Source organism: Isoptericola aurantiacus (assembly GCF_044769875.1).
GTDB lineage: Bacteria > Actinomycetota > Actinomycetes > Actinomycetales > Cellulomonadaceae > Isoptericola > Isoptericola aurantiacus.
Genome location: NZ_JBJBAE010000001.1, coordinates 830687 through 851994, shown reverse-complemented (window position 1 = coordinate 851994; position 21308 = coordinate 830687). Strand labels below are relative to the sequence as shown.

The following is a 21308-nucleotide window of genomic DNA, read 5'->3' as shown; positions in this document are numbered from 1 at the left end:
CCCGGGGGGTATTAGTTTCCAGTCGCGACGGTGTCGACGCGCTGACCTGCGACATCCTCGCTAGCGTGGGACGCGGCGCCGCCCGGGTGCCCGACGGCGAGCGAGAGGTGGCCGCACCGATGAGAGTCGCACCGCGAGCGTGGATCGGGTTCACCGTCTTCGTCGCCTACACCCTGGTGGTCGTGGTCCTCACCCAGGTCGGCGGCGTCGACTACGACGAGCTCCAGGACTCCGTGCCGAACGCGCTGGGGGGCATCGTCCTGCCGATCGGCACCGCGGCGGTCCTGCTCGCGATCACGACGACGGCGCTGGGGTGGTGGCGGCCGGCGCTGCGCGAGCGCGTGCCGGTCGGTCCCTGGTGGCTGTGGGTGGTCCCGGTGCTCGTCCTCGCCAGCGGCGTCGTGTCCGTGGCCGAGTCGGACCTGGGGTCCGTCGACGGTTCGCTGCTGGTGATGCTGCTCGTGTCCACGGCCGTGGTCGGGTTCGCCGAGGAGCTGCTGGTCCGTGGCGTGGTGCTCACCGCGCTGCGCAGCGCCTGGCGTGAGCTCGTGGTCTGGTTCACGACCTGTCTGCTCTTCGGGCTGCTCCACGCGATCAACGCGCTCTCCGGCCAGGAGGTCGGAGCCACCGCGGGGCAGATGGTGGCCGCCTTCGTGGGTGGCTCGGCGTTCTACGTCGTCCGGCGCGTCACGGGTGCGCTCGTGTGGGCCATGGCCGCCCACTGCCTGTGGGACTTCGGCCAGCTCGTGGTGCTCTCGAGCGGGTCGGACGCCGCGGTGGGTACCGCGCTCGGCGACCTCGGGCTGCTCCTGGCGGTGCCCGCGGTGGTCTACGTCCTGGTGCGGGACCACCGTGCCGGCGGCCGGGTGCCTTCTGCGACGACGTCCGACGTCGCGGCCTGAGCACGCCGACGCGCGGACACCTCAGGCCGCGCCACCGGTGCGCACCACCATCTTGCCGATGTTGCCGCCCCGCATCATCTCCAGGAACGCCTGCGGGGCGTTCTCGATCCCGTCCACGACAGTCTCGTCGTAGGCGATCCTGCCCTCGGCGAACCAGCCGCTCATCAGCTCGGCGAACCGCGGGGCGTGGTCCATGTAGCTCGGCAGCGTGAAGCCCTGGAGGGTCAGGCTGCGCGTGACGACGTTGGCCAGGTTGTCCGGCCCGGGGGTGCGCTCGGTGTCGTTGTACTGCGAGATGGCGCCGCACAGCGCGATGCGGCCACCGGTGTTCATGCGGTCGAGGGCGGCCTCGAGGTGGTCGCCACCGACGTTGTCGAAGAACACGTCGACGCCGTCGGGCGTGATCTCGCGCAGCTGGCGGCGCACGGGGGCGTCCTTGTAGTTGAACGCGGCGTCGTAGCCGTACTTGCCGGTGAGCAGCTCGACCTTCTCGGCCGACCCCGCCGAGCCGACGACGCGCCCCGCGCCCAGGAGCCGTGCGATCTGGCCGACGGCGGTGCCCACGGCGCCCGCCGCGCCCGAGACGAACACCGTGTCGCCCTCGCGCAGGTCGGCGATCGCCGTCAGGCCCACGTAGGCGGTCAGGCCGGTCAGGCCGAAGATGCTCAGGTGCAGCGACAGCGGCGCGCCGGGGATCTCGGGCACCACCTGGAACGCCCTCGCGTCCTCCTGGGTGACGTCACGCCAGCCGTACTGGTGCTGGACCACGGCGCCGACCGGGACGTCGTCGGACGCGGACTCGACGACGCGACCGACGGCGCCGCCCGTCATGGTCTCCCCGACGGCGAACGGCGGGACGTAGCTCTTGACGTCGTTCATCCGGCCGCGCATGTACGGGTCGACGGAGACGAACTCGTTGACCACGCGCACCTGGCCCGGTTCCAGGTCGCCGTAGGTGACCTGGACGGTGCGGAAGGTCTCGGCGGTGGGCCAGCCGGTGGGGCGCTCGGCGAGCTGGACCTGGGTGGAGACGGCGTCGGACATGGTGGTTCCTCCCGAGGGGTGATGGGGGACGTCGGTCGATCGGTTCAGGGGATCAGCGTCGCGGTGACGGCGGCGACGGCGAGCAGCGGCAGGGTTCCCTGCACGACGGCGGCGCGGCGCTTGTCCGGCGACGAGACGAGCAGCACGAGGGCCGCGGCCAGCATCGCGCCGGTGCCCGCGAGGACCAGCGCGGCGCCGGCGAGGCCCGGCCGGGGGCTGTCGGGACTCGTCGTCAGGAGCGTCAGGACGATGCCGACGGCGGTGATGATCGCGAGGAAGAGGTTGTAGAACCCCTGGTTGAACGCGAGCTCCCTCGTCGCGGCCGCTTCCTCCGCCGTCGTGCCGAACACGGCGCGGGCGCGGGTGGTCCACGCATACGACTCCAGCCAGAAGATGTAGACGTGCAGCAGGGCTGCGAGCCCGGCCAGGACCAGTCCGGCGACGATCAACCCGTGCTCCCCTCTCGACGGCGTGCCTTTCTGCAACGCTCGGTCCACAATCTATAGTGGAACGACCGTTGCAACAACCGGGGGGCGCGAGATGGGCAGGGCACAGACCTTCGAGACCGACCGTGTGGTGCGGGCGGCCCTCGGCGTGTTCTGGCGCTCCGGGTACGAAGGCGCCTCGGTCCCGGCGCTGGAGGCGGCGACCGGCCTGAACCGGTCGAGTATCTACCACGCCTTCGGTTCCAAGCGCGGCCTGTTCGACGCCGCCGTGGGCGCCTACCTCGACGGCGTCGTCCGGCCGCGTCTCGCGCCCCTGCGTGCCGACCCGGTCGCGCCCGACGCGATCGTGGACTACGTCACCGGGCTCCGGGACGCCCTCGGCCGCGCCGGTGAGATCCAGGCCGAGGCCGGCTGTCTGCTCGTCAACGCCTCCGGGGCACCCATCGCGCGCGACGCCGCGGTCCGGCGAGTCGTCGTGGACTACCGGGCGGAGCTGCGGGCTGCGCTCGGGCGCGGAGCCGCCGCCCGGTTCCCCGATCGCCCCGCGACGGAGCACGACCGGCTCGCCGAGGTGTGCACAGCGCTGGTGGTCAGCGCGTTCGCCACCGTCCGGGTCGACCCGGACGGTGCCCTGGCCGCGTTGGACGCCGCACTCGACCTGCTCGAGTCTTGAGCGCTCGCTGTGTGCGGTTCCGCGGCGCAGACGTCGACGCGGGCGCGGGTCGGCCGGTCAGAAGGGTGGGACCGCGGCGAGCGGCAGGGACTCCTCCAGGCGCGCGTCGAGCATGCGCACGGTGGCGTCGACGGTCGCGAGGGTCGAGGCGTCGTGCGACACCAGCAGCGTCGCCGCCGCCATCTCGCTGGCCAGTCCCGTGATCAGCTCGACCACCTTCATACCGCGCTCGTGGTCGAGCGCGGAGGTCGGCTCGTCGACGAGCAGCACCTCGGGCCGCCCGGCGAGGGCGCGTGCGATCGCGACGCGCTGCCGCTGGCCGCCGGACAGCTGCGCGGGCCGCTTGTGCGCGTGGTCGGCCACGCCGACGGCGTCGAGCAGCTCCATGCCGCGCGCGCGCACGCCGGCCGGGCGCTCCCCGCGCAGGTGGGCATGCAGCTCGAGCTGCTCCAGCGCCGTCAACGACCCGAGCAGCTGCGGCGACTGGAACACCATGCCGATGCGCTCGAGCCGTACGCGCGTCGAGTCGGCCACCGAGGTGTCGGGCGTGAACACGACGTCAGCACCGATGGTGACCGTGCCGCGGCTGGGCCGGGTCAGTCCGGCTGCGACGGCCAGGAGGCTGGACTTGCCGGCCCCTGACGGGCCCAGCAGGGCGGTGGTCGTCCCGGCAGGGACGGTGAGGTCGACGTCGTCGACCGCGGTGAGGGTGCTGTCCCCGTCGGGGTAGATGAGGGTGATGTGCTCCAGATGCAGGTCCACGGTGTCTCCTTCGCGGGCGATCAGGTTGTCGGGGAGGTCGGGAGGTCAGCGGGCGGCGAGGGCCGCGTGCGGGTCGATCCGGGTGATGCGCGCGACCGAGACGCCGGCGCCGATGAGGCCGAGGAGGACCAGGCCCGCGGCGGGCACGAGGGTCGTCTCGGTGGTGACGACGACGGGGACCGCGTTCGGCAGCAGGGCCGCGGCGGCCACAGACAGCCCGGTGCCGACCGCGACGCCACCGACCAGCAGCACCGCGGCCTGTCCGAGGGCGTCGCGCAGCAGGTACCCGGTGGAACCACCGAGGGCCTTCAGCACGGCGATGTCACCGGAGCGGCTGATGGTCCAGACGGTGAAGAACGCGCCCACCACGAGGGCGGAGATGACCAGGAGGAACGCCTGCATCGTGGTCAGCGACGTGTTCTCGCCGGCGAAGGACGACACGGCCGAGCGGGCGTCCGAGGTGGTGACGGTCGTGGTGCCGAGCGCGTCGTCCGCCGCGGCGAGGTCGACGTCGTCGGTCGTGGTGAGGGCGACGACGGTCGCCACAGGGTCGGCATCGCTGCCGGCGGTCGCGGAGCCGCGGGCGCCGATGTCCTGCCAGTCGTCGAGCGAGGTCCACACGACGGGGGTGTGGGAGAACGACTGGTCGGCCACCACGATCTCGGCGACGGTGAGGGCGGTCCCGCCGAGCGTCACGGTGTCACCGGTCCGCGCGTCGAGGGCGTGGGCGGCTCCCGGGGTGAGCACGACGGTGTCCGGCTCGACGTCCCCGGCCTCGCCGCCGTCACCCTCGCCGTCGGAACCGGGCACCAGGTTCGTGCCCTCCTCGACGCCGAGCGCGGTCACGGACGCCGTGGTGCCGTTCGTCTCGGCACGAGTGGTCGCCACGCCCAGCGGTGCGGCGGACTCGACGCCCTCGATGTCGGCCCATGCGCCCCACTGGTCGGCATCGACGCGCGAGGCGGTGAACTCGGGGGCGTCGTCCTCGGCGGGCATGGCGAACGCGATGTGGTCTGCGGGCAGGTCGGTGACGGCCGACGTCGACTCTCGGGCCAGGCCTGCGGTGAGGGACGCGAGGAACGTGACGAGGAAGGTGATGAGCACGATCACCACGGACATCAGGACGAAGCGGCCTCGGGCATGCTGCAGATCGCGCAGGGCGACGAACACGGGGAACCTCCACACACGTTTGCTGGGACTGCTTCCAGCCTCCGTGTCGGCAGGCGTGCGGTCATCGCGATCCGGGGTGATCCTTCGGAGCCGAAGGTGTGGTCCGCCGATCAACCTTTCGGACGATGCGCCGTCGCCTGGCCTGGCTACCGTGGACGGGTGATCCGTCACCCCCTGCCGTCGGCGACCCGCGGCGTCATCCAGGGACTGGATGTCCTGTTCGCGGCCCTCGTCGTGGTCGCCGTGGTGCAAGCGCCCTCGGGCGTCGGCTGGCCTGTGCTGCTCGTCGCGGCAGCGTTCGCCGGGCTCTACGTCTGGGGTCGTCTGGTCGTGCGGGTGCACGAACGGTCCGTGGACACCCCGCGGGGACGCTGGTGGCCCGACGTCGCGTGGATCGCCGCACTTCTGGTCCCCTGGGCCGCGCTGCTGTGGCTGTCCCCGGCGGCGCTCTGGCTCGCGTTCCCCCTCATGCTGCTGCAGATGCACGCTCTCGGCCCCCACCGCGGCGTCATCGCGGTCGTTCTCACCACGGTGCTCGCCGTCGCCGACGGCCTGCTGGTACAGGCCGGCGCCGGCGACCCCTGGACCGGGTTCGTGCTCGGGCCGGTACTCGGAGCGGCCGTCGCCGTGGGCGTGGTCAGCGGCATCGAGGCGTTCGTCCGCGAGTCCCAGTCGCGCCAGCGCACCGTCGACGAGCTGACCCAGGTGCGCCAGCACCTCGCCCAGGCCGAGCGGGAGCGGGCCGTCACCGACGAGCGTGCCCGCCTCGCGCGAGACATCCACGACACCCTGGCGCAGTCCCTGTCCGCGATCGAGCTGCTGCTCCGCGCGGCGGACGACGCCCTCGGCACCGACGACGACAAGGCACAGACGCTGATCGAACAGGCACGCGCCGCGGCGCGCGACAGCCTCGCCGAGGCGCGGCGCGTCGTCGAGGACCTCACCCCCGGTGACCTCGAACGCACCACCCTCGTCGCGGCGCTGCGCCGGGTCGCCGAGCGCGCCGCTACCACCGACGACGACGCCGACGGCGGACGGCGGAGACCGTTGGCGGTCTCGGTCCGGACGGCCGGCACGCCCCGCCCCCTGCCGGTTCCGCTGGAGACCGCGCTGCTGCGCATCGCCCAGTCCGCACTCGCCAACGTCACCGAGCACGCGGGCGCTACCCATGCCCAGATGACGCTGACCTATGACGACGACACCGTCACCCTCGACGTCGTCGACGACGGCGCGGGGTTCGACGCCGCACGCCTGGACGACGACCGAGCCCGCGGACGAGGCTTCGGCATCCCCGCCATCCGCTCGCGCGTCCGCGAGCTCGGTGGTTCCCTCGCACTGGAGACCAGCCCCGGCAGCGGGACCGCCGTCGCTGTCACCCTGCCCACCCGAGGAGCGGAGGGCGCCCGATGATCGACGTCGTCCTCGCCGACGACCACCCGGTGGTCCGCGCCGGGCTGCGCGCCGTCGTCGACAGCCAGCCGGACATGCAGGTCGTCCACGAGACCTCGACCGCCGAAGACCTGCTCGCCTGGCTCGACGACGGCGGCCAGGCCGACGTCATCCTCCTCGACCTGCGCTTCGGCGACGCCCGGATGGGCGGTGCTACGGCCACCGGAGCCATCGTGCGCCGGCGCCGCTCGCCGGTGCTCGTCGTCACCACCTACGGCACCGACGCCGACATCCTCGCCGCCATCGAGGCCGGCGCCACCGGCTACCTCCTCAAGGACGCACCCACCGAAGAGCTCGCCCGCGCCATCCGGTCGGCCGCCGCAGGAGAGGTCGCGCTCGGACCGGACGTACAGCGCCGACTCCTCGGCCGGATGCGCAGCCCGAGCGAGAACCTCAGCTCACGCGAGCTCGAGGTCCTGCGCCTGGTCGCGGCAGGACGCTCCAACGACGCCATCGCGCGCGAGCTCTTCGTCTCCGTCGCCACCATCAAGTCGCACCTGGCCCACATCAACACAAAGCTCGGCACCCAGTCACGCACCGCAGCCGCTGCCGCCGCACGCGACCGCGGCATGCTCTGACCTCGAAGCAACCTGAAGCCTGGATCTGCCCGAATTCGGGCAGATTATGGACACTCGGAAGTGAAAGGTCCATGATGAACCGGTGATCGACGCCGAGCTGGTCGCCCGCCTGGCCGCCACCACGGGACTGAGCACGTCCGAGGCCGCGCGCGTGGCCGAGGACGTCGTCGCCTGGTACGCCGAACCCGTCGAGGACTACGTGCGCCGTCGGCACGCCACGCTGCAGGCCTCCGGGCACCGCAACGCCGAGATCTACGCCGCCGTCGCCGCCGAGCTGCGCGAGCGTGTCGTCGCAGCTCCGGCGCTCACCGAGCGTCAGGTCCGCCGCGTCGTCTACGGCTGACCCCACCGTCCCTACCCATCCCCAGGAGCATCTCCCATGTGCGGAATCGTCGGCTACGTCGGCCCCCAGCAGGCCGCCCCCGTCCTCGTCGAGGGCCTGACCCGGCTGGAGTACCGCGGCTACGACTCGGCCGGTGTCGCCGTGCTCAACCCGCGGTCGACGGCGCACCCCTCGCGCGTCGTCCGCTCCCAGGGCCGGGTCCGCGACCTCGAGGCCGCCCTGCCCGCACGCCTGACCGGCACCACCGGCATCGGCCACACCCGGTGGGCCACCCACGGCGAGCCGAGCGAGCGCAACGCGCACCCCCACACGTCGGCCGACGGCCGGGTGCACGTGGTGCACAACGGGATCATCGACAACTTCGCCGCCCTGCGCGGCCGCCTCGCCGACGACGGCGTCACGCTGACCTCGGACACCGACACGGAGGTCGTCGCGCACCTCGTCGCCCGCGAGCTCGCCGCGGGGGCGAGCCTCGAGGACGCGGTGCGTGCCGCCGTCGGGCAGGTGGTGGGCACCTACGCCCTCGCCGTGCTCGACGTCGAGGCGCCCGACCGGGTCGTGGTGGCCCGCAACGGCTCCCCGCTGCTGCTGGGCGTGGGCGACGGCGAGATGTTCGTCGCGTCCGACCCCGCCGCCATCGTGCGGCACACCAGCCAGGTCGTGCTGCTCGACGACGGCGACTTCGCCACCGTCACCGCCGACGGCTTCCACAGCTTCACCGCCGGCGAGGACCGGACCGCCCGGGCCGCCGTCACCATCGACCTCACCGTCGAGGAGCTCGAGCTCGACGGGCACGAGCACTTCATGCACAAGGAGATCCACGAGCAGCCCGAGTCCGTCGAGCGCATGCTCACCGGCCGCCTCGACGACCGGTTCGGCACCGCCAAGCTCGCCGGACTCAACCTCGAGCCGCGCGACCTGCGACGGTTCGAGCGCGTCAAGGTCCTCGGCTGCGGGTCCGCCTACTACGTCGGCCAGCTCGGGGCCGCCATGATCGAGGACCTGGCCCGCATCCCCGCCGACGCCGAACCCGCCAGCGAGTTCCGCTACCGCAACCCCATCATCGAGCCGAGCACCCTGTACATCGTGGTCAGCCAGTCGGGCGAGACGGCCGATACCCTGTTCGCCGTCCGCGAGGTCCGGCGCAAGGGCGGCACCGTCGTCGGGCTGGTCAACGCCGTCGGCTCGTCCATCGCCCGCGAGGTCGACGGCGGGATCTACCTGCACGCCGGCCCGGAGGTCGCCGTCGCCTCCACCAAGGCGCTGACGCACATGTCCGTCGGCTTCGCGCTGCTCGCCCTGGCGCTCGGGCGGGTGCACGACCTCTCGTACGCCGACGGCCGGCGCATCATCGCCGGTCTGCGCGCGATCCCGGGGCAGATCGCCGAGATCCTCGCCGGCGAGGAGGCACTCGTCGCCGCGGCGCAGGAGCTCGCGACGGCCCGCAGCCTGTTCTTCGTCGGGCGGGTGCGCGGCTACCCGGTGGCCCGCGAGGGGGCGCAGAAGTTCAAGGAGATCACCTACCGGCACGCGGAGGCCTACCCGACGAGCGAGCTGAAGCACGGGCCGCTCGCCCTCATCAGCCCGGAGCTGCCCTCGGTGGCGATCATCCCGGACGACGACCTGGTGGAGCGCAACATCACCGCCGCGCAGGAGATCCGTGCCCGCGGCGGCGCCGTCGTCGCGATCACGCACCCGGGGGTCGAGCTGGGCGACGCCGCGACGTCGCGCCTCGAGGTGCCGCGCAACGAGGTCGAGCTGGACCCGATCCTGCTCACCGTCCCCACCCAGCTCCTCGGCTACCACGCCGCCGTCGCGCTGGGCGAGGACGTCGACCGGCCGCGGAACCTGGCCAAGTCGGTCACGGTCGAGTGAGCACGACCTCGACCGGCGGCGACGGGGTGGTCGACCCGGTCGTCACCGTCCGGCCACGCCGCCACGACGACCTCCCGGCCCTCGCCGAGGCGCTCGGCGCGCAGCAGCCGATCTCGGGCTACCCCCACCAGTGGCCGCTGCCGTACGCCGTCGAGGAGTTCGTGGTGCGCGACGGCGAACGCGCGGCGTGGGTCGCCGAGGTCGAGGGCGTCGTGGTCGGGCACGTCAGCGTCACCGACGTGGCGGACGACCGGCACGGGGCGATCTGGTCGGCCGGTGCCGGCCGGCCGGTCGGCGAGCTCGGCTGCGTCTCGGTGTTCTTCCTGGCTCCGGCGGCCCAGGGGCGCGGCGTCGGGAGGCGGCTGCTGGACGCGGCGGTCGCGCACCTGCGTGCCGAGGGGCGCACACCCGTGCTCGACGTCAACGACCGCGACGGCGTCGCGGCCCGCGTCTACCGTCACCTCGGGTGGGAGGTGGTCGGGGAGGCGCGGTTCGACTGGCAGCGTGCGGACGCGCCACCCGCCCTGCTGCTCGTCCTGCCGCCCGAGGTGCCGGCCCGCTGACCCCGCACCCGCCCTGTATCACCGGGGCGACCCCGCGATCTCTAGAGAGGGAAGGGCAGGAGGCCGGGGCGGAAGGCCCCGGTCGTTGCGCGACGACCGCGACGCGGCCGCCGGGAGACCGGGTGCGTCATGAGACGGACGACGGCGATCCTCGCCGGGGTGCTGCTCGCCGCCACCGCGGCCTGTTCGGGGGGCGGGACCACCGCCGCCGACGACGTGTCGGCCGAGCCCACGCCGTCGGCCTCCCGCAGCGGTGAGGTCCCGGTGGATCCGGACGCGGGCGGCGAGCCCGAGGCCGAGGGCGACGAGGAACCGGCGCAGCCACCGAAGGACGCGGGGCCGGAGGTCACGATCGTCGGGCTGCCCGCGGGCGGGGCCACCAGCGACCTCGTCGGGGACGGGTGGTGCGGCGCGGTGAGCAACAACGCGACGCCGCCGGCCGGCGTCTGGCTGGTCGTCACCGAGATCCGCACGATCCCTGCGGGCCTCGACACCGGCGTGGCCTGCCCGCAGCAGCCGGCCTGCCTCGGCACGACGCTGGACGATGCCCACACGACCTGCGTCGTCGGCCTCGTCCCGCCTGACCCGACGGCGGAGTCCGTCGGCGTGGACCTCGTCGTGCGGGTCGGGTGCACGGTGGCGCAGGACTGCGTCGACTACCGCGACTCCGTGTCGCCGGAGACCTGGGCGATGCCGAACCCCGACCCGGACGCGGCGTCGTCCACCGACGACGCACCGGGCGACGCCACCAGCGGGTCCACCGACGATCCGGGCGAGAGCACCGACGGCGACGACGAGTCGGGTGACGGCAGCGGCGGTTCCGACGACGGCGGCACGGTGGGCGAGACGGACGACGGGACGGACGGCGGGTCGCCGGACACGGGTGACGACGGCGGGACCTCCGGCTCCGGCGCGGACGACGGCTCCGGCGCGGAGGACGCGCCGTGACCGACGCCGCATCCGCCCCCGGCGGCACGCTGGGCCGGGTCTGGTCGGTCGTCGGCTCGGTGGTGGCACCCGCCACCCTGGTCACGGCGATCCTGTTCTACTTCGGCTACGTCTCCTCGCGGTCGCAGTTCCTCTACTTCGGGGTCGACGTGGACGTGCTCGGGTACAGCACCCAGGAGTTCGTCATGCGCAGCCCGCAGCCCCTGCTGGTCCCGATGCTCCTGGTCCTGGTCGTCGGTGCGGCCCTGGTGCTGCTGGACGCCGCCCTGCGGCGACGGCTCGCCGGATCGGCCGGCGCGACGACCCGGCGGTGGGTGCGCGGCCTGGTCGCGGTCGGCGCGACGGCGCTCGCCGGCGGCGTCGTGCTGGTGCTCGCCACCCCGATGCTCGGCGACTGGGCGGAGCTCGTCACGCCCGCGGTGCTGGGTGCGGGCGCAGCGCTGCTGGCCTACGGGCTGTCGTGGGTACGGCGGCACCCACGGACGGCGCCCCAGGACGCGGGCGGACCGGAGGACTCCGGGGACACGACGGAAGAACAAGGGGCCGATCGCTCCTCGCTGCGACCCGATCCGGGACGGGCCGCCGTCGTCCTGCTCGTCCTGACCGTCGTGGCCGCGATGTTCTGGGCGACGGCGACCGTCGCCGCGTGGTCGGGGACCGCGCGTGCCAAGGTGCTCGCCCGCGACCTGACGGACCTGCCCGCCGTCGTCGTGGACACCCGCGAGCGCCTCGCCCCGGGGGACGACACGGTGGTGGAGACGGCGCTGCCCGACGGTGAGCCGGGCGAGCTGCGCTACCGGTACCGCGGGCTGCGGCTGCTGGCGGAGGGGGACGGCGCGCTGTTCCTGGTCCCGGAGCGGTGGACGGAGCACGGGTCGACCTTCCTGGTGCCGCTCGACGACGTGCGCGTGAAGTTCCGGTTCGTCAACGACCCGCCCTCGGGCTCACCGTCGACCTGAGCGCGGGTGCGCGGACGGACCTGGCCTGTCCGCCAGGATCGGTGTCGGTCGTCCGGGGCAGGATGTCGCGCATGACGTCTCCGGGGAACGAGCTCGAGCCGGCTGGGTACGCCGAGCTGTTGGCTGATCTGAAGGCGCGGGTGCGCGCGACGCGGTTTCGGGCGGCTCGGGCGGCGAACACCGAGGTCCTGCGCCTGTACTGGTCGGTGGGGTGCGACATCCTGGAGCGGCAGCAATCTGCGGGCTGGGGGAGCAAGGTCGTCACGTCGTTGGCGGCGGACCTGCAGCGTGAGTTCCCTGACCAGCGTGGCTGGTCACGGTCGAACCTGCTGTACATGCGGCGGGCCGCGGAGACCTGGCCCACCGAGGAGGAGTTCGTCCAACAACCCGTTGGACGTTTGCCGTGGGGGCACGTGACGGTGCTGCTCGACCGCCTCAAGAGCCGTGAGGAGCGCGACTGGTACGCCGCACGGGCCGTGGAGGACGGTTGGTCACGCGCGGTGCTGGAGCACCAGATCAAGGCGGATCTTCGCGGCGCCGTCGGAGCGGCGCCGACGAACTTCACCGCTGCCCTGGAGGCCCCGGACTCCGAGCTGGCGCAGCAGCTGGTCAAGGACCCCTATGTCTTCGGGCACCTGGCGATGGTCGAGCTCGTGGCCGAACGGGACGTCGAGCAGGCGCTGATGGACCGGCTGCAGGAGACGATGCTCGAGCTGGGGCGCGGCATGGCGTTCGTCGGCCGGCAGGTGCGCCTGAGCGTGCCGGACGACGCCAGCGACCGCGTCGACGAGTTCTTCGTCGACCTGCTGTTCTTCCACGTCGAGCAGCTGCGCTACGTCGTGGTCGAGCTCAAGATCGGACCCTTCGAACCCGCCCACATCGGCCAGCTGGGCACCTACGTCGCGATCGTCGACGACCAGTTCCGTCGCCCCGAGATCCACGCGCCCACGATCGGGATCCTGCTGTGCACCGGAAAGTCCGGTCCGACGGTGCGGTACGCGCTGGCCAGCACCAGCGCGCCCGTCGCCGTCGCGGACTACCAAGGACTGCCGGCAGACGCCCGCGGCGTACTGCCCAGCGCGGCAGAGCTCGCGGCCGTCATCGAGGACGAGTTCGACCACCGATCCTGAGCAATGCCGCCCGGCGGCACGGGTCACGGCGCCGTTGCTGGGGTCCGTCCTCGAGGCGGCCGGTGCGGGCTTCCGTCGAGCAGAGCGGGACATTTGCTTGACAGTGAGCAGAAGTGGCGTAGCGTGCGGTGCATGGTCTCTGACGATGACGTCAACCGCCCCTCACCGCGCACCGGACTGTGGTTCGTGGGAGCCCGCGGATCGGTCGCCACCACCGCCACCGTGGGCGCCCTGCACCTGGCCCGCGGCGGCTCCGCGACGACGGGGCTCGTGAGCGAGCTCCCCGAGGTCGCCCGGGCGAGCCTCGTCCCCCTGAGCAGCCTCGTCGTCGGCGGGCACGACGTCGCCGGCAGCATGACGGACCGGGCGCACGAGCTGGCCGCCTCCGGAGTGATCCCCGCCGCTGCGGTCGACGCCGTCGTCGACGGCCTCGCCGCCGCCGACGCGCGGGTCCGCCCCGGCACCGACGGCCACGGCGACCGGGCCACCGTCGACCGTCTCGAGCAGGACCTGCGCGAGTTCCGCACCGCGCACGATCTCGACCGGGTCGTCGTCGTCGACGTCTCCAGCACCGAGCCGCCGGCCCCCGAGGCGGACCTCGTGGGATCCCTCGCCGAGCTCGACCAGCTCCTCGACGCCGGCACCGCACCCCTGCCGCCGTCCTCGCTCTACGCCTACGCCGCGTTCCGCGCCGGCTGCCCGTTCGTCGAGTTCACCCCGTCCACCGGACCGCGGACCCCCGCGCTCGAGGAGCTCGCCAAGACCCAGCACCTGCCCTGGGCCGGGCGCGACGGCAAGACCGGCGAGACCCTGCTCAAGACCACCCTGGCCCCCATGTTCGCCACGCGGGCGCTCGCGGTGCGCTCCTGGTCGGCCTTCAACATCCTCGGGGGCGGCGACGGGCGCACCCTCGCCGACCCCGCCGCGGCCGCGAGCAAGACGGCGACCAAGGCCATGGCCGTCGAGGCGATCCTCGGCTACCCCGTCGACGGCCCGGTCCGCATCGACCACGTGGCGGACATGGGCGACTGGAAGACGGCCTGGGACCACGTCTCCTTCGAGGGCTTCCTCGGCACCCGGATGCGGATGCAGGTCACCTGGGAGGGCTGCGACTCGGCGCTGGCCGCGCCGCTGGTGCTCGACCTCGCCCGGCTGACCGCCCGCGCGCACGAGGTCGGGGCCTCGGGCCCGCTGGCCCCCCTCGGGTTCTTCTTCAAGGAGCCGCTGGGCGGCACCGTCCACGCCCTGGCCGACCAGTGGCAGGCTCTCGTCCGGTGGTGCGGGATCCTCGCCGAAGGACCCGAGCCCGCCGCGCCGGTCCGTCCCGACCTCGCTCCATGAGGGCGGCCGACGTCGTCGAGCTCGTCCGGCTCCCCGCCGCGCTGACCGTGCCGGGCGACTCGCTCGCCGGTGCCGCGGCGGCGGGCTGGCCCTGCGGCGCGCGCACGGCGGCCCTCCCGTTCGCCTCGGCCGCGTTCTACTGGGCGGGGATGGCCCTCAACGACTGGGCCGACCGCGACCTGGACGCCGTCGAGCGTCCCGAGCGCCCGATCCCGTCGGGCCGCGTCACGCCGTCGGAGGCGCTCGCCGTCGCCGCCGGCCTGACCGGCGCCGGGCTGGCCTGCGCCGCCGTCGCGGGGCGCCGCCCCCTCGCCGTGGCCGCCGCGCTGGCGGCCGCCGTCTGGACGTACGACGTCGTCGCGAAGCCCACGCTTGCGGGCCCAGTCGTGATGGCTTCGACGCGGGTCCTCGACGTGCTGCTCGGCGCGGCCGGGGACCGTGCCGCCGTCGGTCCCGCCGCCCTCGTCGGCGTGCACACGCTCGCGGTCACCGTCCTCAGCCGGGGCGAGGTGCACGGCGCTACGTCGACGCAGGCCTGGACCGCCGTCGCCGCGACGGTCGGCGTCGCGGCGGGCGCGGTGGCCACGGGGCGCAGGCGTCCCCGCGACGTCGTCCTCGCCGCCGGGCTCGCCGTCGCCTACGCCGCCGCCGTCCTGCCCGCGCAGCTCGACGCCGCCCGGCGGCCCGACGCCGGACGTGTGCGCCGCGCCACGGGTGTCGGGATCCGCGGGATGGTGCCGCTCCAGGCGGCGCTCGCCGCCGGACGGGGCGCCGCGGGCGTCGCGGCCGGACTGCTGGCCGCGGTGCCGATCGCCCGCGCCGGCATGCGGCGGGTGAGTGCTACGTGATCACGCTCGCCTACGGCACCAACGGGTTCGCCGACCACCGGCTCGCGGACTGCCTCGCCCTGCTGGCCGATCTCGGGTACGGGGGCGTGGCCCTCACGCTCGACCACATGCACCTGGACCCGGCCGCACCCGACCTGGCCCGCCGCACCGCTCACGTCGCGCGGCTGCTCGACCGGCACGGTCTCGACGTCGTGGTCGAGACCGGGGCCCGTTACGTGCTGGACCCGCGGCGCAAGCACGAACCGACCCTGGTGTCCGACGCCGGACGGGAGCGGCGCGTCGACCTGCTGCGCACGGCCGTGCGCGTCGCGCAAGACCTGGGCTCCGACGTGGTGCACCTCTGGTCGGGCGTCCTGCCGCCCGGCACGGCGCCGGGGACCGGCCACGAGCGGCTGCGGGCCGGTCTGGAGGAGGTCCTGACCCTCGCGGACGCGGCCGGCGTCGTGCTGGCGTTCGAGCCCGAGCCCGGCATGCTCGTCGAGCGGGTGGACGACGTGCTGCGGCTGCGCGGCGACCTCGGCGACCCCGCGGCCCTGCGCCTCACGCTCGACGTCGGCCACCTGACGTGCGTCGAGGACGAGCCGGGGGCGGACGTCGTACGGCGCGTCGGGGACCTGGTCGCCCACGTCCAGGTGGACGACATGGTTCGCGGGGTCCACGAGCACCTGGAGCTGGGGACCGGGGAGGTCGACCTCCCCGCCGTGCTCGCCGCCCTGCACCAGGTCGGCTACGACGGGCTCGCCTCCGTCGAGCTGCCCCGGCACTCGCACGCCGCCGCGCGGCTCGCCGCGACCAGCATCCGTGCCCTGCGGGACGCCGCGACGTCGGTCGGCGTGCCGGTGCGGCCCGCAGGACCTCCCGCCGAGCGCTCGGGGCCGCCCGCACCCGTCCCTGCCGACGCGCCCGCCCGAGAACCCCAGGAGTCCCGATGACCGTGACCCGCACCGTGCTCGACCCGGACGCCGAGGAGCGCCTCGCCCCCCTGCTGGCCCAGGTGTGCGACGACCCGGCCGCCCTGCCGCGCGCCGTCGCCCGCGCGTCCCGCGTCGTCGGGCGCGGCCCCGGACCCGAAGGCCTGCGCGTCGAGGACGTCGCCCGGGCCCGCCTGGTCGTGGCGGCGTGCGAACGGTCCGCCGACGCCACCGCCGTCCTGACCGGGGCCTGGGACGACGGTGACGCCGACGAGCGCCGGGCCGTCCTGCTCGCCCTGGCGGACGTCGACGTCGCCGACGCGGCCGTGCCGATCGTGCTCGATGCGCTGCGGACCAACGACCTGCGCCTCGTCGCCGCCGCGATGGGCCCCTACGCGGCCGCGCACCTGCCCGCCGAGCACTGGCGGCACGGCGTCCTCAAGTGCCTGTTCACCGGTATCCCGCTGTCCGCCGTCGCCGGCCTCGACGTGCGACGGGACGCCGAGCTCGACCGCATGGTCGCCGACTACGCGGCCGAGCGGAAGGCGGCCGGCCGCGAGGTGCCTGCCGACGCCGAACGCCTGCTCGCCACGCGCACGAGCGCCCCCTGACCGGACCGACCCCGACCACCCCGTCCGCGACGGCGCGGACCGACCCGAGGAGTGCCCGTGCGGATCTTCGACCCCCACATCCACATGACGTCCCGGACCACCGACGACTACGAGGCGATGCACGCGGCGGGCGTCCGCGCCCTCGTCGAGCCGGCGTTCTGGCTCGGGCAGCCGCGCACGTCGGTCGGGTCGTTCGTCGACTACTTCGACGGGCTGCTCGGCTGGGAGCGGTTCCGGGCCTCGCAGTTCGGCATCGCCCACCACGCCACCATCGCCCTGAACCCCAAGGAGGCGAACGACCGGCGCTGCCACGGCGTGCTGGACCTGCTGCCGCGCTACCTGGAGAAGGACGGCGTCGTCGCCGTGGGCGAGGTCGGGTTCGACTCCATGACCGACGACGAGGAGACGGTGTTCGTGCGCCAGCTCGAGCTCGCCGGGGAGCACGATCTGCCGGTGCTCGTCCACACCCCGCACCGGGACAAGGTGGCGGGCACGCGACGCACGCTCGAGATCGTCCGGGAGGTCGGCGTCGCGCCGGAGCGGGTCGTCGTCGACCACCTCAACGAGACCACCGTGGACCTCGTGGACGACGCCGGGTGCTGGGCCGGGTTCTCGGTGTACCCCGACACCAAGATGGACGAGCAGCGGATGGTCGCGATCCTGCGACGCCGCGGGCTGGAGCGGGTGCTGGTGAACTCCGCGGCGGACTGGGGGCGGTCCGACCCCCTCAAGACGTACCGCACCGGGCAGGCGATGCTCGCCGACGGGTTCGACGACGACGCCGTCGACCGCGTGCTGTGGCGCAACCCGGTGGCGTTCTACGGCCAGAGCGGGCGCCTGCTGCTCGACGACGCGGAGCCGGACGGCCAGGCCGGTGCGGGCACCTTCGAGGGCAACTCGGTGCTGCGGGGCGAACCTGTCGCTCCGGCGGCCACCGGCGCGGGGGTCTGAGCGATGCGTCTGCGCCATCCCGACGGGACCGTCCTGCACGTGTCCTACGGCACCAACGTCCACCCGGCCCAGGACGTCGACGGCCTGGTCGACCAGCTCGGCCGCTACGCCGGGCCGGTCCGCCGGCGCCTCGGCGCGGACCGCCTCGGTCTCGGCCTCTGGCTGCCCGCCCGCGCCACCCGCGAGCTCGCCGCGGACCCGGCGGCCGTCGGGCTCCTGCGCAAGGCCCTCGACCACGAGGGGCTCGAGGTCGTGACGGTCAACGCCTTCCCGTACGGCAACTTCCACGCTCCCGTGGTCAAGAAGGCCGTCTACCGGCCCGACTGGACCGAGGATGCCCGCCTCGACTACACGCTCGACTGCGCCCGGGTGCTGGCCGAGCTGCTGCCCGACGACGTCGCCCGCGGCAGCATCAGCACGCTCCCGCTGGGCTGGCGCGAACCGTGGGACGCCGAGCGGTCGGCCGCGGCACGCGACCGCCTCGACCGTCTCGCCGCCGGTCTCGCCGCGCTCGAGGAGTCCACGGGCCGCACCGTGCGGGTCGCGGTGGAGCCCGAGCCGGGCTGCGTGGGCGAGACCGCGGCCGGCGTCGCGGAGCACCTGCGCGGCGTCGATGCGGACCGCCTGGGCGCCTGCCTCGACCTGTGCCACCTGGCGTGCGAGTTCGAGGAGCCGGCCGCCGCGCTCGACGCACTGCGGGACGCCGGGCTCCCGGTGGTCAAGACGCAGGTCTCCGCGGCGCTGCACTGCGAGGACCCGACCGACCCGGCGGCGCTGGCCGCGCTGGAGGAGTTCGTCGAGGCGCGGTTCCTGCACCAGACACGGGAGCGGTCGACGGCGGGGGTGCTGCGGCGTGACGACCTCCCGGACGCGCTGGGCCGGGCCGAGGGCGTGGCGGGCCTGCCGGGCAGCGACCCGTGGCGCGTGCACGTGCACGTGCCGCTGCACGCCGACCCGCGCCCACCCCTGCGCAGCACGCGCGACGTCCTCACCGAGGCCCTGGACCTCCTGGTCGGCGGGGAGCACCCGCTGGTGGACCACCTCGAGACGGAGACCTACACGTGGTCGGTGCTGCCGGAGCACCTGCGCCCGCGTGACGACGACGGCCTGGTCGCGGGCATCGCGGCCGAGCTCGACTGGACGCGGTCCCGGCTGGTGGACCGCGGGATGGAGGTCCTGTGACCCGGATGCTGGTGCTCGACGTCGTCGGGCTGACCCCGCGCCTGCTGGAGCACATGCCGCGGCTGCGCCGCGTCGCGGAGCAGGGAGGGCGGTCCACCCTGGGCACCGTCCTGCCCGCCGTGACGTGCTCCGTGCAGTCGACGTTCCTGACGGGCCTGCTGCCGCAGGAGCACGGGGTGGTCGGCAACGGCTGGTTCTTCCGCGACCTGGGCGAACCGTTGCTGTGGCGCCAGCACCACCGGCTCGTGGCGGGGGAGAAGGTGTGGGAGACGATCCGCCGCGAGCGCCCCGGCTACCGGGTGGCCAACGTCTGCTGGTGGTACGCGATGGGGTCGACGGCGGACACCACGATCACGCCCCGGCCCGTCTACCACGCGGACGGCCGCAAGGACCCGGACTGCTGGACCTGGCCGCCGGAGCTGCACGACGAGCTCGAGGCGGAGATCGGCCCGTTCCCGCTGTTCACCTACTGGGGCCCGACGGCGGGGATCGCGTCGTCGCGGTGGATCGTGGCGGCCGCCCGCCGCCTCCTGCCGGACCACGACATGACGCTCGTCTACGTCCCGCACCTCGACTACGACCTGCAGCGGTTCGGGCCCGACGGTCCGGAGGCGGTGGCGGCGGCCCGCGCCGTCGACGAGGTGCTGGCCCCGCTGCTGGAGGACGCGGAACGCACCGGGACCACCGTCGTGGCGCTCAGCGAGTACGGGATCACAGCGGCCCGCCGGCCGGTGGACGTCAACCGGGCGCTGCGCCGCGCGGGACTGCTCCATGTCCACACCAACGCCACCGGCGAGCTCCTGGACCCGTGGACGTCGCGGGCGTTCGCCGTCGCGGACCACCAGGTCGCGCACGTCTACGTGCACGATCCCGACGACGTGGCCGAGGTGGCGGAGCTGCTGACCGAGCTGCCCGGCGTCGACCAGGTGCTGGACGCCGCGGGGCGGCGGGCCGCGGGTCTGGACCACGACCGCGCCGGGGACCTGGTGCTGGTGGCGGAGCCGGACGCCTGGTTCACCTACTACTACTGGCTGGACGACGCGCTGGCCCCGGACTTCGCGCGGTCCGTCGAGATCCACAAGAAGCCGGGGTTCGACCCGGCGGAGCTCTTCTGGGACCCGGGCGACCGCTGGGTCAAGGGACGGGCGCTGCTGCACGTGCTGCGCAAGAAGACCGGGCTGCGCTCGACGATGCGGGTGGTGCCGCTCGACCCGGCCCCGGTCTCGGGTACCCACGGCCGGCTGCCCGCGGACCCGGCGGACGGTCCGGTGCTGCTCTGCTCGGTACCGGGCGCCGCGCCGCCTCAGGTGGCGGCCACCGAGGTCCGGGACCTGCTCGTCAGGCTGGCACTGGGCGCGCGGGTTCCGGCCTGAGACCGGCGGCGGCGGGAGCAGGCGGGGTGTCCCGGAGGGTGAACAGGCCCGGGGCGGACAGGGCGTGGTCCACCGCGGCGCAGGCGCCGCCGAGCACGCCGGCCAGGGGGCCGGTGCTGCTGGGCAGCACGCGCAGGTGCTGCGTCGCCAGGGGGAGCGGCCGGGCGTAGACGACCTCGCGGATGCCCGCCATGAGGTGCTCGCCGGCCCCGGACAGGGACCCGCCGATCACGATCGCCGACGGGTTGAGGATGCTCACGCAGCCGGCGAGGACGGCGCCGACGGCGCGCCCGGCCTCCCGGACGGCGGCCGCGGCCCGGCGGTCGCCGTGGCGGACGAGCTCGACGACGTCGGCCGCCGTCCGTGCTTCCACCCCGGCGGCGGTGAGGCGGCGGGCCACGGCACCGGCCCCCGCCACCGCCTCGAGGCAACCGGTGTTCCCGCAGGAGCAGGGCTCGGGGTCTCCACCGGGGACCGCGACGTGGCCGAGGTCGCCGGCGCTGCCCTGGGCGCCGCGGTGGATCCTGCCCTCGGCGATGATCCCGGACCCGATGCCGGTCGCGACCTTGACGTAGAGCAGGTGGCCGACGTCGGGCAGCGCGGTGGCGTGCTCGCCGAGCGCCATGAGGTTGACGTCGTTGTCGACGATCACCGGAGCGCCGCCGAGGCGTGGTAGGAGCGCTCCCACGACGTCCGCACCGTCCCATCCGGGCATGATCGGCGGTTTCGTGGGGCGTCCCGTGGCGTGGTCGACCGGGCCGGGCAGGCCGACGCCGACACCGACCAGGTCCGACGCGCCGCGCCCCGCGGCGGCGAGGAGCTCGTGGACCAGGGCGACCACACGGTCGAGGACGGGCTGCGGGCCCTCGGAGATGCACAGCGGCACGACCCGCTGGCCGAGGGACCGGACCGCGAGGTCGGCCAGCAGCACGCGGGCGTGGGTGGCGCCGAGGTCGACCCCGGCGACGAGCCGGGCGTCAGGCGCCCAGGAGAAGGTGGCCGCGGGGCGTCCGCCCGTGGACGCGGCGTCGCCCGCCGGCCGAGCCAGGCCGAGGGCGAGCAGGTCGTCGATGCGGGTGGCCATCGTGGACCGGGACACCCCGGTGATCCGCGCCAGCTCGGCCCGGGTCCGGGGCGACCCGTCGCGAAGCAGGCGCAGCACGGGGGCGAGCTCTTCCGGGGCGGACGCCGTCGTCATCAGCCCAGTCAACCACAGTTCACGCAGCCCTCGGCAGAAGTTCCGTCGGGT

22 protein-coding genes are annotated in these 21308 nt (G+C 74.3%); 17 read left to right on the top strand and 5 right to left on the bottom strand.

Annotated features, from left to right (window positions below):
- Window positions 1–119: 119 nt before the first annotated feature.
- Window positions 120–902, top strand: a complete 783-nt coding sequence (locus tag ACIQLL_RS03865; RefSeq protein ID WP_402463511.1) for a CPBP family intramembrane glutamic endopeptidase — start codon at window positions 120–122, stop codon at window positions 900–902.
- A gap of 21 nt (window positions 903–923) precedes the next feature.
- Here the strand turns inward: ACIQLL_RS03865 and ACIQLL_RS03860 are convergent, their stop codons facing one another.
- Entirely contained in the window at window positions 924–1946 is a 1023-nt protein-coding gene (locus ACIQLL_RS03860) for an NADP-dependent oxidoreductase (RefSeq protein ID WP_402463508.1), read from the bottom strand.
- Window positions 1947–1990: 44 nt separating this feature from the next.
- Window positions 1991–2395 (bottom strand): DUF1304 domain-containing protein, encoded by a 405-nt coding sequence (locus tag ACIQLL_RS03855; RefSeq protein ID WP_402463505.1) that lies wholly within the window; start codon window positions 2393–2395, stop codon window positions 1991–1993.
- A 91-nt stretch (window positions 2396–2486) separates the two neighbouring features.
- On the opposite strand from ACIQLL_RS03855, the gene ACIQLL_RS03850 reads away from it, so the two are divergent.
- Entirely contained in the window at window positions 2487–3065 is a 579-nt protein-coding gene (locus ACIQLL_RS03850; protein ID WP_402463503.1) for a TetR/AcrR family transcriptional regulator, read from the top strand.
- 57 nt (window positions 3066–3122) lie between these two features.
- On the opposite strand, the gene ACIQLL_RS03845 is transcribed toward ACIQLL_RS03850, so the two are convergent.
- Together ACIQLL_RS03845 and ACIQLL_RS03840 are read right to left on the bottom strand one after the other, a co-directional pair.
- Window positions 3123–3827 carry an ABC transporter ATP-binding protein gene (locus tag ACIQLL_RS03845; protein WP_402463500.1) on the bottom strand — a complete coding sequence of 235 codons (705 nt, stop codon included), beginning with the start codon at window positions 3825–3827 and terminating at the stop codon, window positions 3123–3125.
- A gap of 45 nt (window positions 3828–3872) precedes the next feature.
- Complete coding sequence (locus ACIQLL_RS03840) at window positions 3873–4997, bottom strand: ABC transporter permease (protein WP_402463497.1); 1125 nt, start codon at window positions 4995–4997, stop codon at window positions 3873–3875.
- 159 nt (window positions 4998–5156) lie between these two features.
- Between ACIQLL_RS03840 and ACIQLL_RS03835 the strand changes: the two genes are divergently transcribed.
- The 15 genes from ACIQLL_RS03835 to ACIQLL_RS03765 all read left to right on the top strand — a co-directional run bounded on the left by ACIQLL_RS03835 (window position 5157) and on the right by ACIQLL_RS03765 (window position 20059).
- The gene (locus tag ACIQLL_RS03835; RefSeq protein ID WP_402463494.1) at window positions 5157–6407 is read left to right on the top strand and encodes a sensor histidine kinase; all 1251 of its coding nucleotides are present in this window, start codon (window positions 5157–5159) and stop codon (window positions 6405–6407) included.
- Window positions 6404–7024 (top strand): response regulator transcription factor, encoded by a 621-nt coding sequence (locus ACIQLL_RS03830; protein WP_402463491.1) that lies wholly within the window; start codon window positions 6404–6406, stop codon window positions 7022–7024. The genes ACIQLL_RS03835 and ACIQLL_RS03830 overlap by 4 nt, the downstream gene beginning before the upstream one ends.
- Before the next feature lie 82 nt (window positions 7025–7106).
- Window positions 7107–7367, top strand: coding sequence for a hypothetical protein (locus tag ACIQLL_RS03825; protein WP_402463488.1), 261 nt, complete (start codon window positions 7107–7109; stop codon window positions 7365–7367).
- Window positions 7368–7403: 36 nt separating this feature from the next.
- Window positions 7404–9242 (top strand): glutamine--fructose-6-phosphate transaminase (isomerizing), encoded by a 1839-nt coding sequence (gene glmS / locus ACIQLL_RS03820; protein ID WP_402463485.1) that lies wholly within the window; start codon window positions 7404–7406, stop codon window positions 9240–9242.
- Complete coding sequence (locus ACIQLL_RS03815) at window positions 9239–9805, top strand: GNAT family N-acetyltransferase (protein WP_402463482.1); 567 nt, start codon at window positions 9239–9241, stop codon at window positions 9803–9805. Before glmS ends, ACIQLL_RS03815 begins: the two co-directional genes overlap by 4 nt.
- Before the next feature lie 129 nt (window positions 9806–9934).
- A complete protein-coding gene (locus tag ACIQLL_RS03810) occupies window positions 9935–10753 on the top strand; it encodes a hypothetical protein (protein WP_402463479.1) in 819 nt (272 codons plus the stop codon).
- Window positions 10750–11712 carry a hypothetical protein gene (locus ACIQLL_RS03805; protein ID WP_402463476.1) on the top strand — a complete coding sequence of 321 codons (963 nt, stop codon included), beginning with the start codon at window positions 10750–10752 and terminating at the stop codon, window positions 11710–11712. Before ACIQLL_RS03810 ends, ACIQLL_RS03805 begins: the two co-directional genes overlap by 4 nt.
- A gap of 71 nt (window positions 11713–11783) precedes the next feature.
- Window positions 11784–12842 carry a PDDEXK nuclease domain-containing protein gene (locus ACIQLL_RS03800; RefSeq protein ID WP_402463473.1) on the top strand — a complete coding sequence of 353 codons (1059 nt, stop codon included), beginning with the start codon at window positions 11784–11786 and terminating at the stop codon, window positions 12840–12842.
- 132 nt (window positions 12843–12974) lie between these two features.
- The gene (locus ACIQLL_RS03795) at window positions 12975–14183 is read left to right on the top strand and encodes an inositol-3-phosphate synthase (RefSeq protein WP_402463470.1); all 1209 of its coding nucleotides are present in this window, start codon (window positions 12975–12977) and stop codon (window positions 14181–14183) included.
- Window positions 14180–15031, top strand: coding sequence for an SCO3242 family prenyltransferase (locus tag ACIQLL_RS03790; protein WP_402463467.1), 852 nt, complete (start codon window positions 14180–14182; stop codon window positions 15029–15031). The genes ACIQLL_RS03795 and ACIQLL_RS03790 overlap by 4 nt, the downstream gene beginning before the upstream one ends.
- Window positions 15028–15963, top strand: a complete 936-nt coding sequence (locus ACIQLL_RS03785; RefSeq protein ID WP_402463464.1) for a sugar phosphate isomerase/epimerase family protein — start codon at window positions 15028–15030, stop codon at window positions 15961–15963. Before ACIQLL_RS03790 ends, ACIQLL_RS03785 begins: the two co-directional genes overlap by 4 nt.
- Window positions 15960–16553, top strand: coding sequence for an EboA domain-containing protein (locus tag ACIQLL_RS03780; RefSeq protein ID WP_402463461.1), 594 nt, complete (start codon window positions 15960–15962; stop codon window positions 16551–16553). Before ACIQLL_RS03785 ends, ACIQLL_RS03780 begins: the two co-directional genes overlap by 4 nt.
- A gap of 57 nt (window positions 16554–16610) precedes the next feature.
- Window positions 16611–17504, top strand: a complete 894-nt coding sequence (locus tag ACIQLL_RS03775) for a TatD family hydrolase (protein ID WP_402463458.1) — start codon at window positions 16611–16613, stop codon at window positions 17502–17504.
- Between the two features lie 3 nt (window positions 17505–17507).
- The gene (gene eboE / locus ACIQLL_RS03770; RefSeq protein WP_402463456.1) at window positions 17508–18686 is read left to right on the top strand and encodes a metabolite traffic protein EboE; all 1179 of its coding nucleotides are present in this window, start codon (window positions 17508–17510) and stop codon (window positions 18684–18686) included.
- A gap of 5 nt (window positions 18687–18691) precedes the next feature.
- Complete coding sequence (locus tag ACIQLL_RS03765; RefSeq protein WP_402464618.1) at window positions 18692–20059, top strand: alkaline phosphatase family protein; 1368 nt, start codon at window positions 18692–18694, stop codon at window positions 20057–20059.
- On the opposite strand, the gene ACIQLL_RS03760 is transcribed toward ACIQLL_RS03765, so the two are convergent.
- A complete protein-coding gene (locus ACIQLL_RS03760; RefSeq protein WP_402463453.1) occupies window positions 20025–21257 on the bottom strand; it encodes an ROK family protein in 1233 nt (410 codons plus the stop codon). The two genes, ACIQLL_RS03765 and ACIQLL_RS03760, sit on opposite strands and share 35 nt — an antisense overlap.
- Window positions 21258–21308 lie beyond the last annotated feature (51 nt).

Coding starts and splice junctions, on each gene's coding strand:
- ACIQLL_RS03865 (WP_402463511.1), top strand. CDS start 120: ATGAGAGTCGCACCGCGAGCGTGGATCGGGTTCACCGTCTTCGTCGCC.
- ACIQLL_RS03860 (WP_402463508.1), bottom strand. CDS start 1,946: ATGTCCGACGCCGTCTCCACCCAGGTCCAGCTCGCCGAGCGCCCCACC.
- ACIQLL_RS03850 (WP_402463503.1), top strand. CDS start 2,487: ATGGGCAGGGCACAGACCTTCGAGACCGACCGTGTGGTGCGGGCGGCC.
- ACIQLL_RS03830 (WP_402463491.1), top strand. CDS start 6,404: ATGATCGACGTCGTCCTCGCCGACGACCACCCGGTGGTCCGCGCCGGG.
- glmS (WP_402463485.1), top strand. CDS start 7,404: ATGTGCGGAATCGTCGGCTACGTCGGCCCCCAGCAGGCCGCCCCCGTC.
- ACIQLL_RS03810 (WP_402463479.1), top strand. CDS start 9,935: ATGAGACGGACGACGGCGATCCTCGCCGGGGTGCTGCTCGCCGCCACC.
- ACIQLL_RS03800 (WP_402463473.1), top strand. CDS start 11,784: ATGACGTCTCCGGGGAACGAGCTCGAGCCGGCTGGGTACGCCGAGCTG.
- ACIQLL_RS03795 (WP_402463470.1), top strand. CDS start 12,975: ATGGTCTCTGACGATGACGTCAACCGCCCCTCACCGCGCACCGGACTG.
- ACIQLL_RS03790 (WP_402463467.1), top strand. CDS start 14,180: ATGAGGGCGGCCGACGTCGTCGAGCTCGTCCGGCTCCCCGCCGCGCTG.
- ACIQLL_RS03780 (WP_402463461.1), top strand. CDS start 15,960: ATGACCGTGACCCGCACCGTGCTCGACCCGGACGCCGAGGAGCGCCTC.
- eboE (WP_402463456.1), top strand. CDS start 17,508: ATGCGTCTGCGCCATCCCGACGGGACCGTCCTGCACGTGTCCTACGGC.
- ACIQLL_RS03765 (WP_402464618.1), top strand. CDS start 18,692: ATGCTGGTGCTCGACGTCGTCGGGCTGACCCCGCGCCTGCTGGAGCAC.
- ACIQLL_RS03760 (WP_402463453.1), bottom strand. CDS start 21,257: ATGACGACGGCGTCCGCCCCGGAAGAGCTCGCCCCCGTGCTGCGCCTG.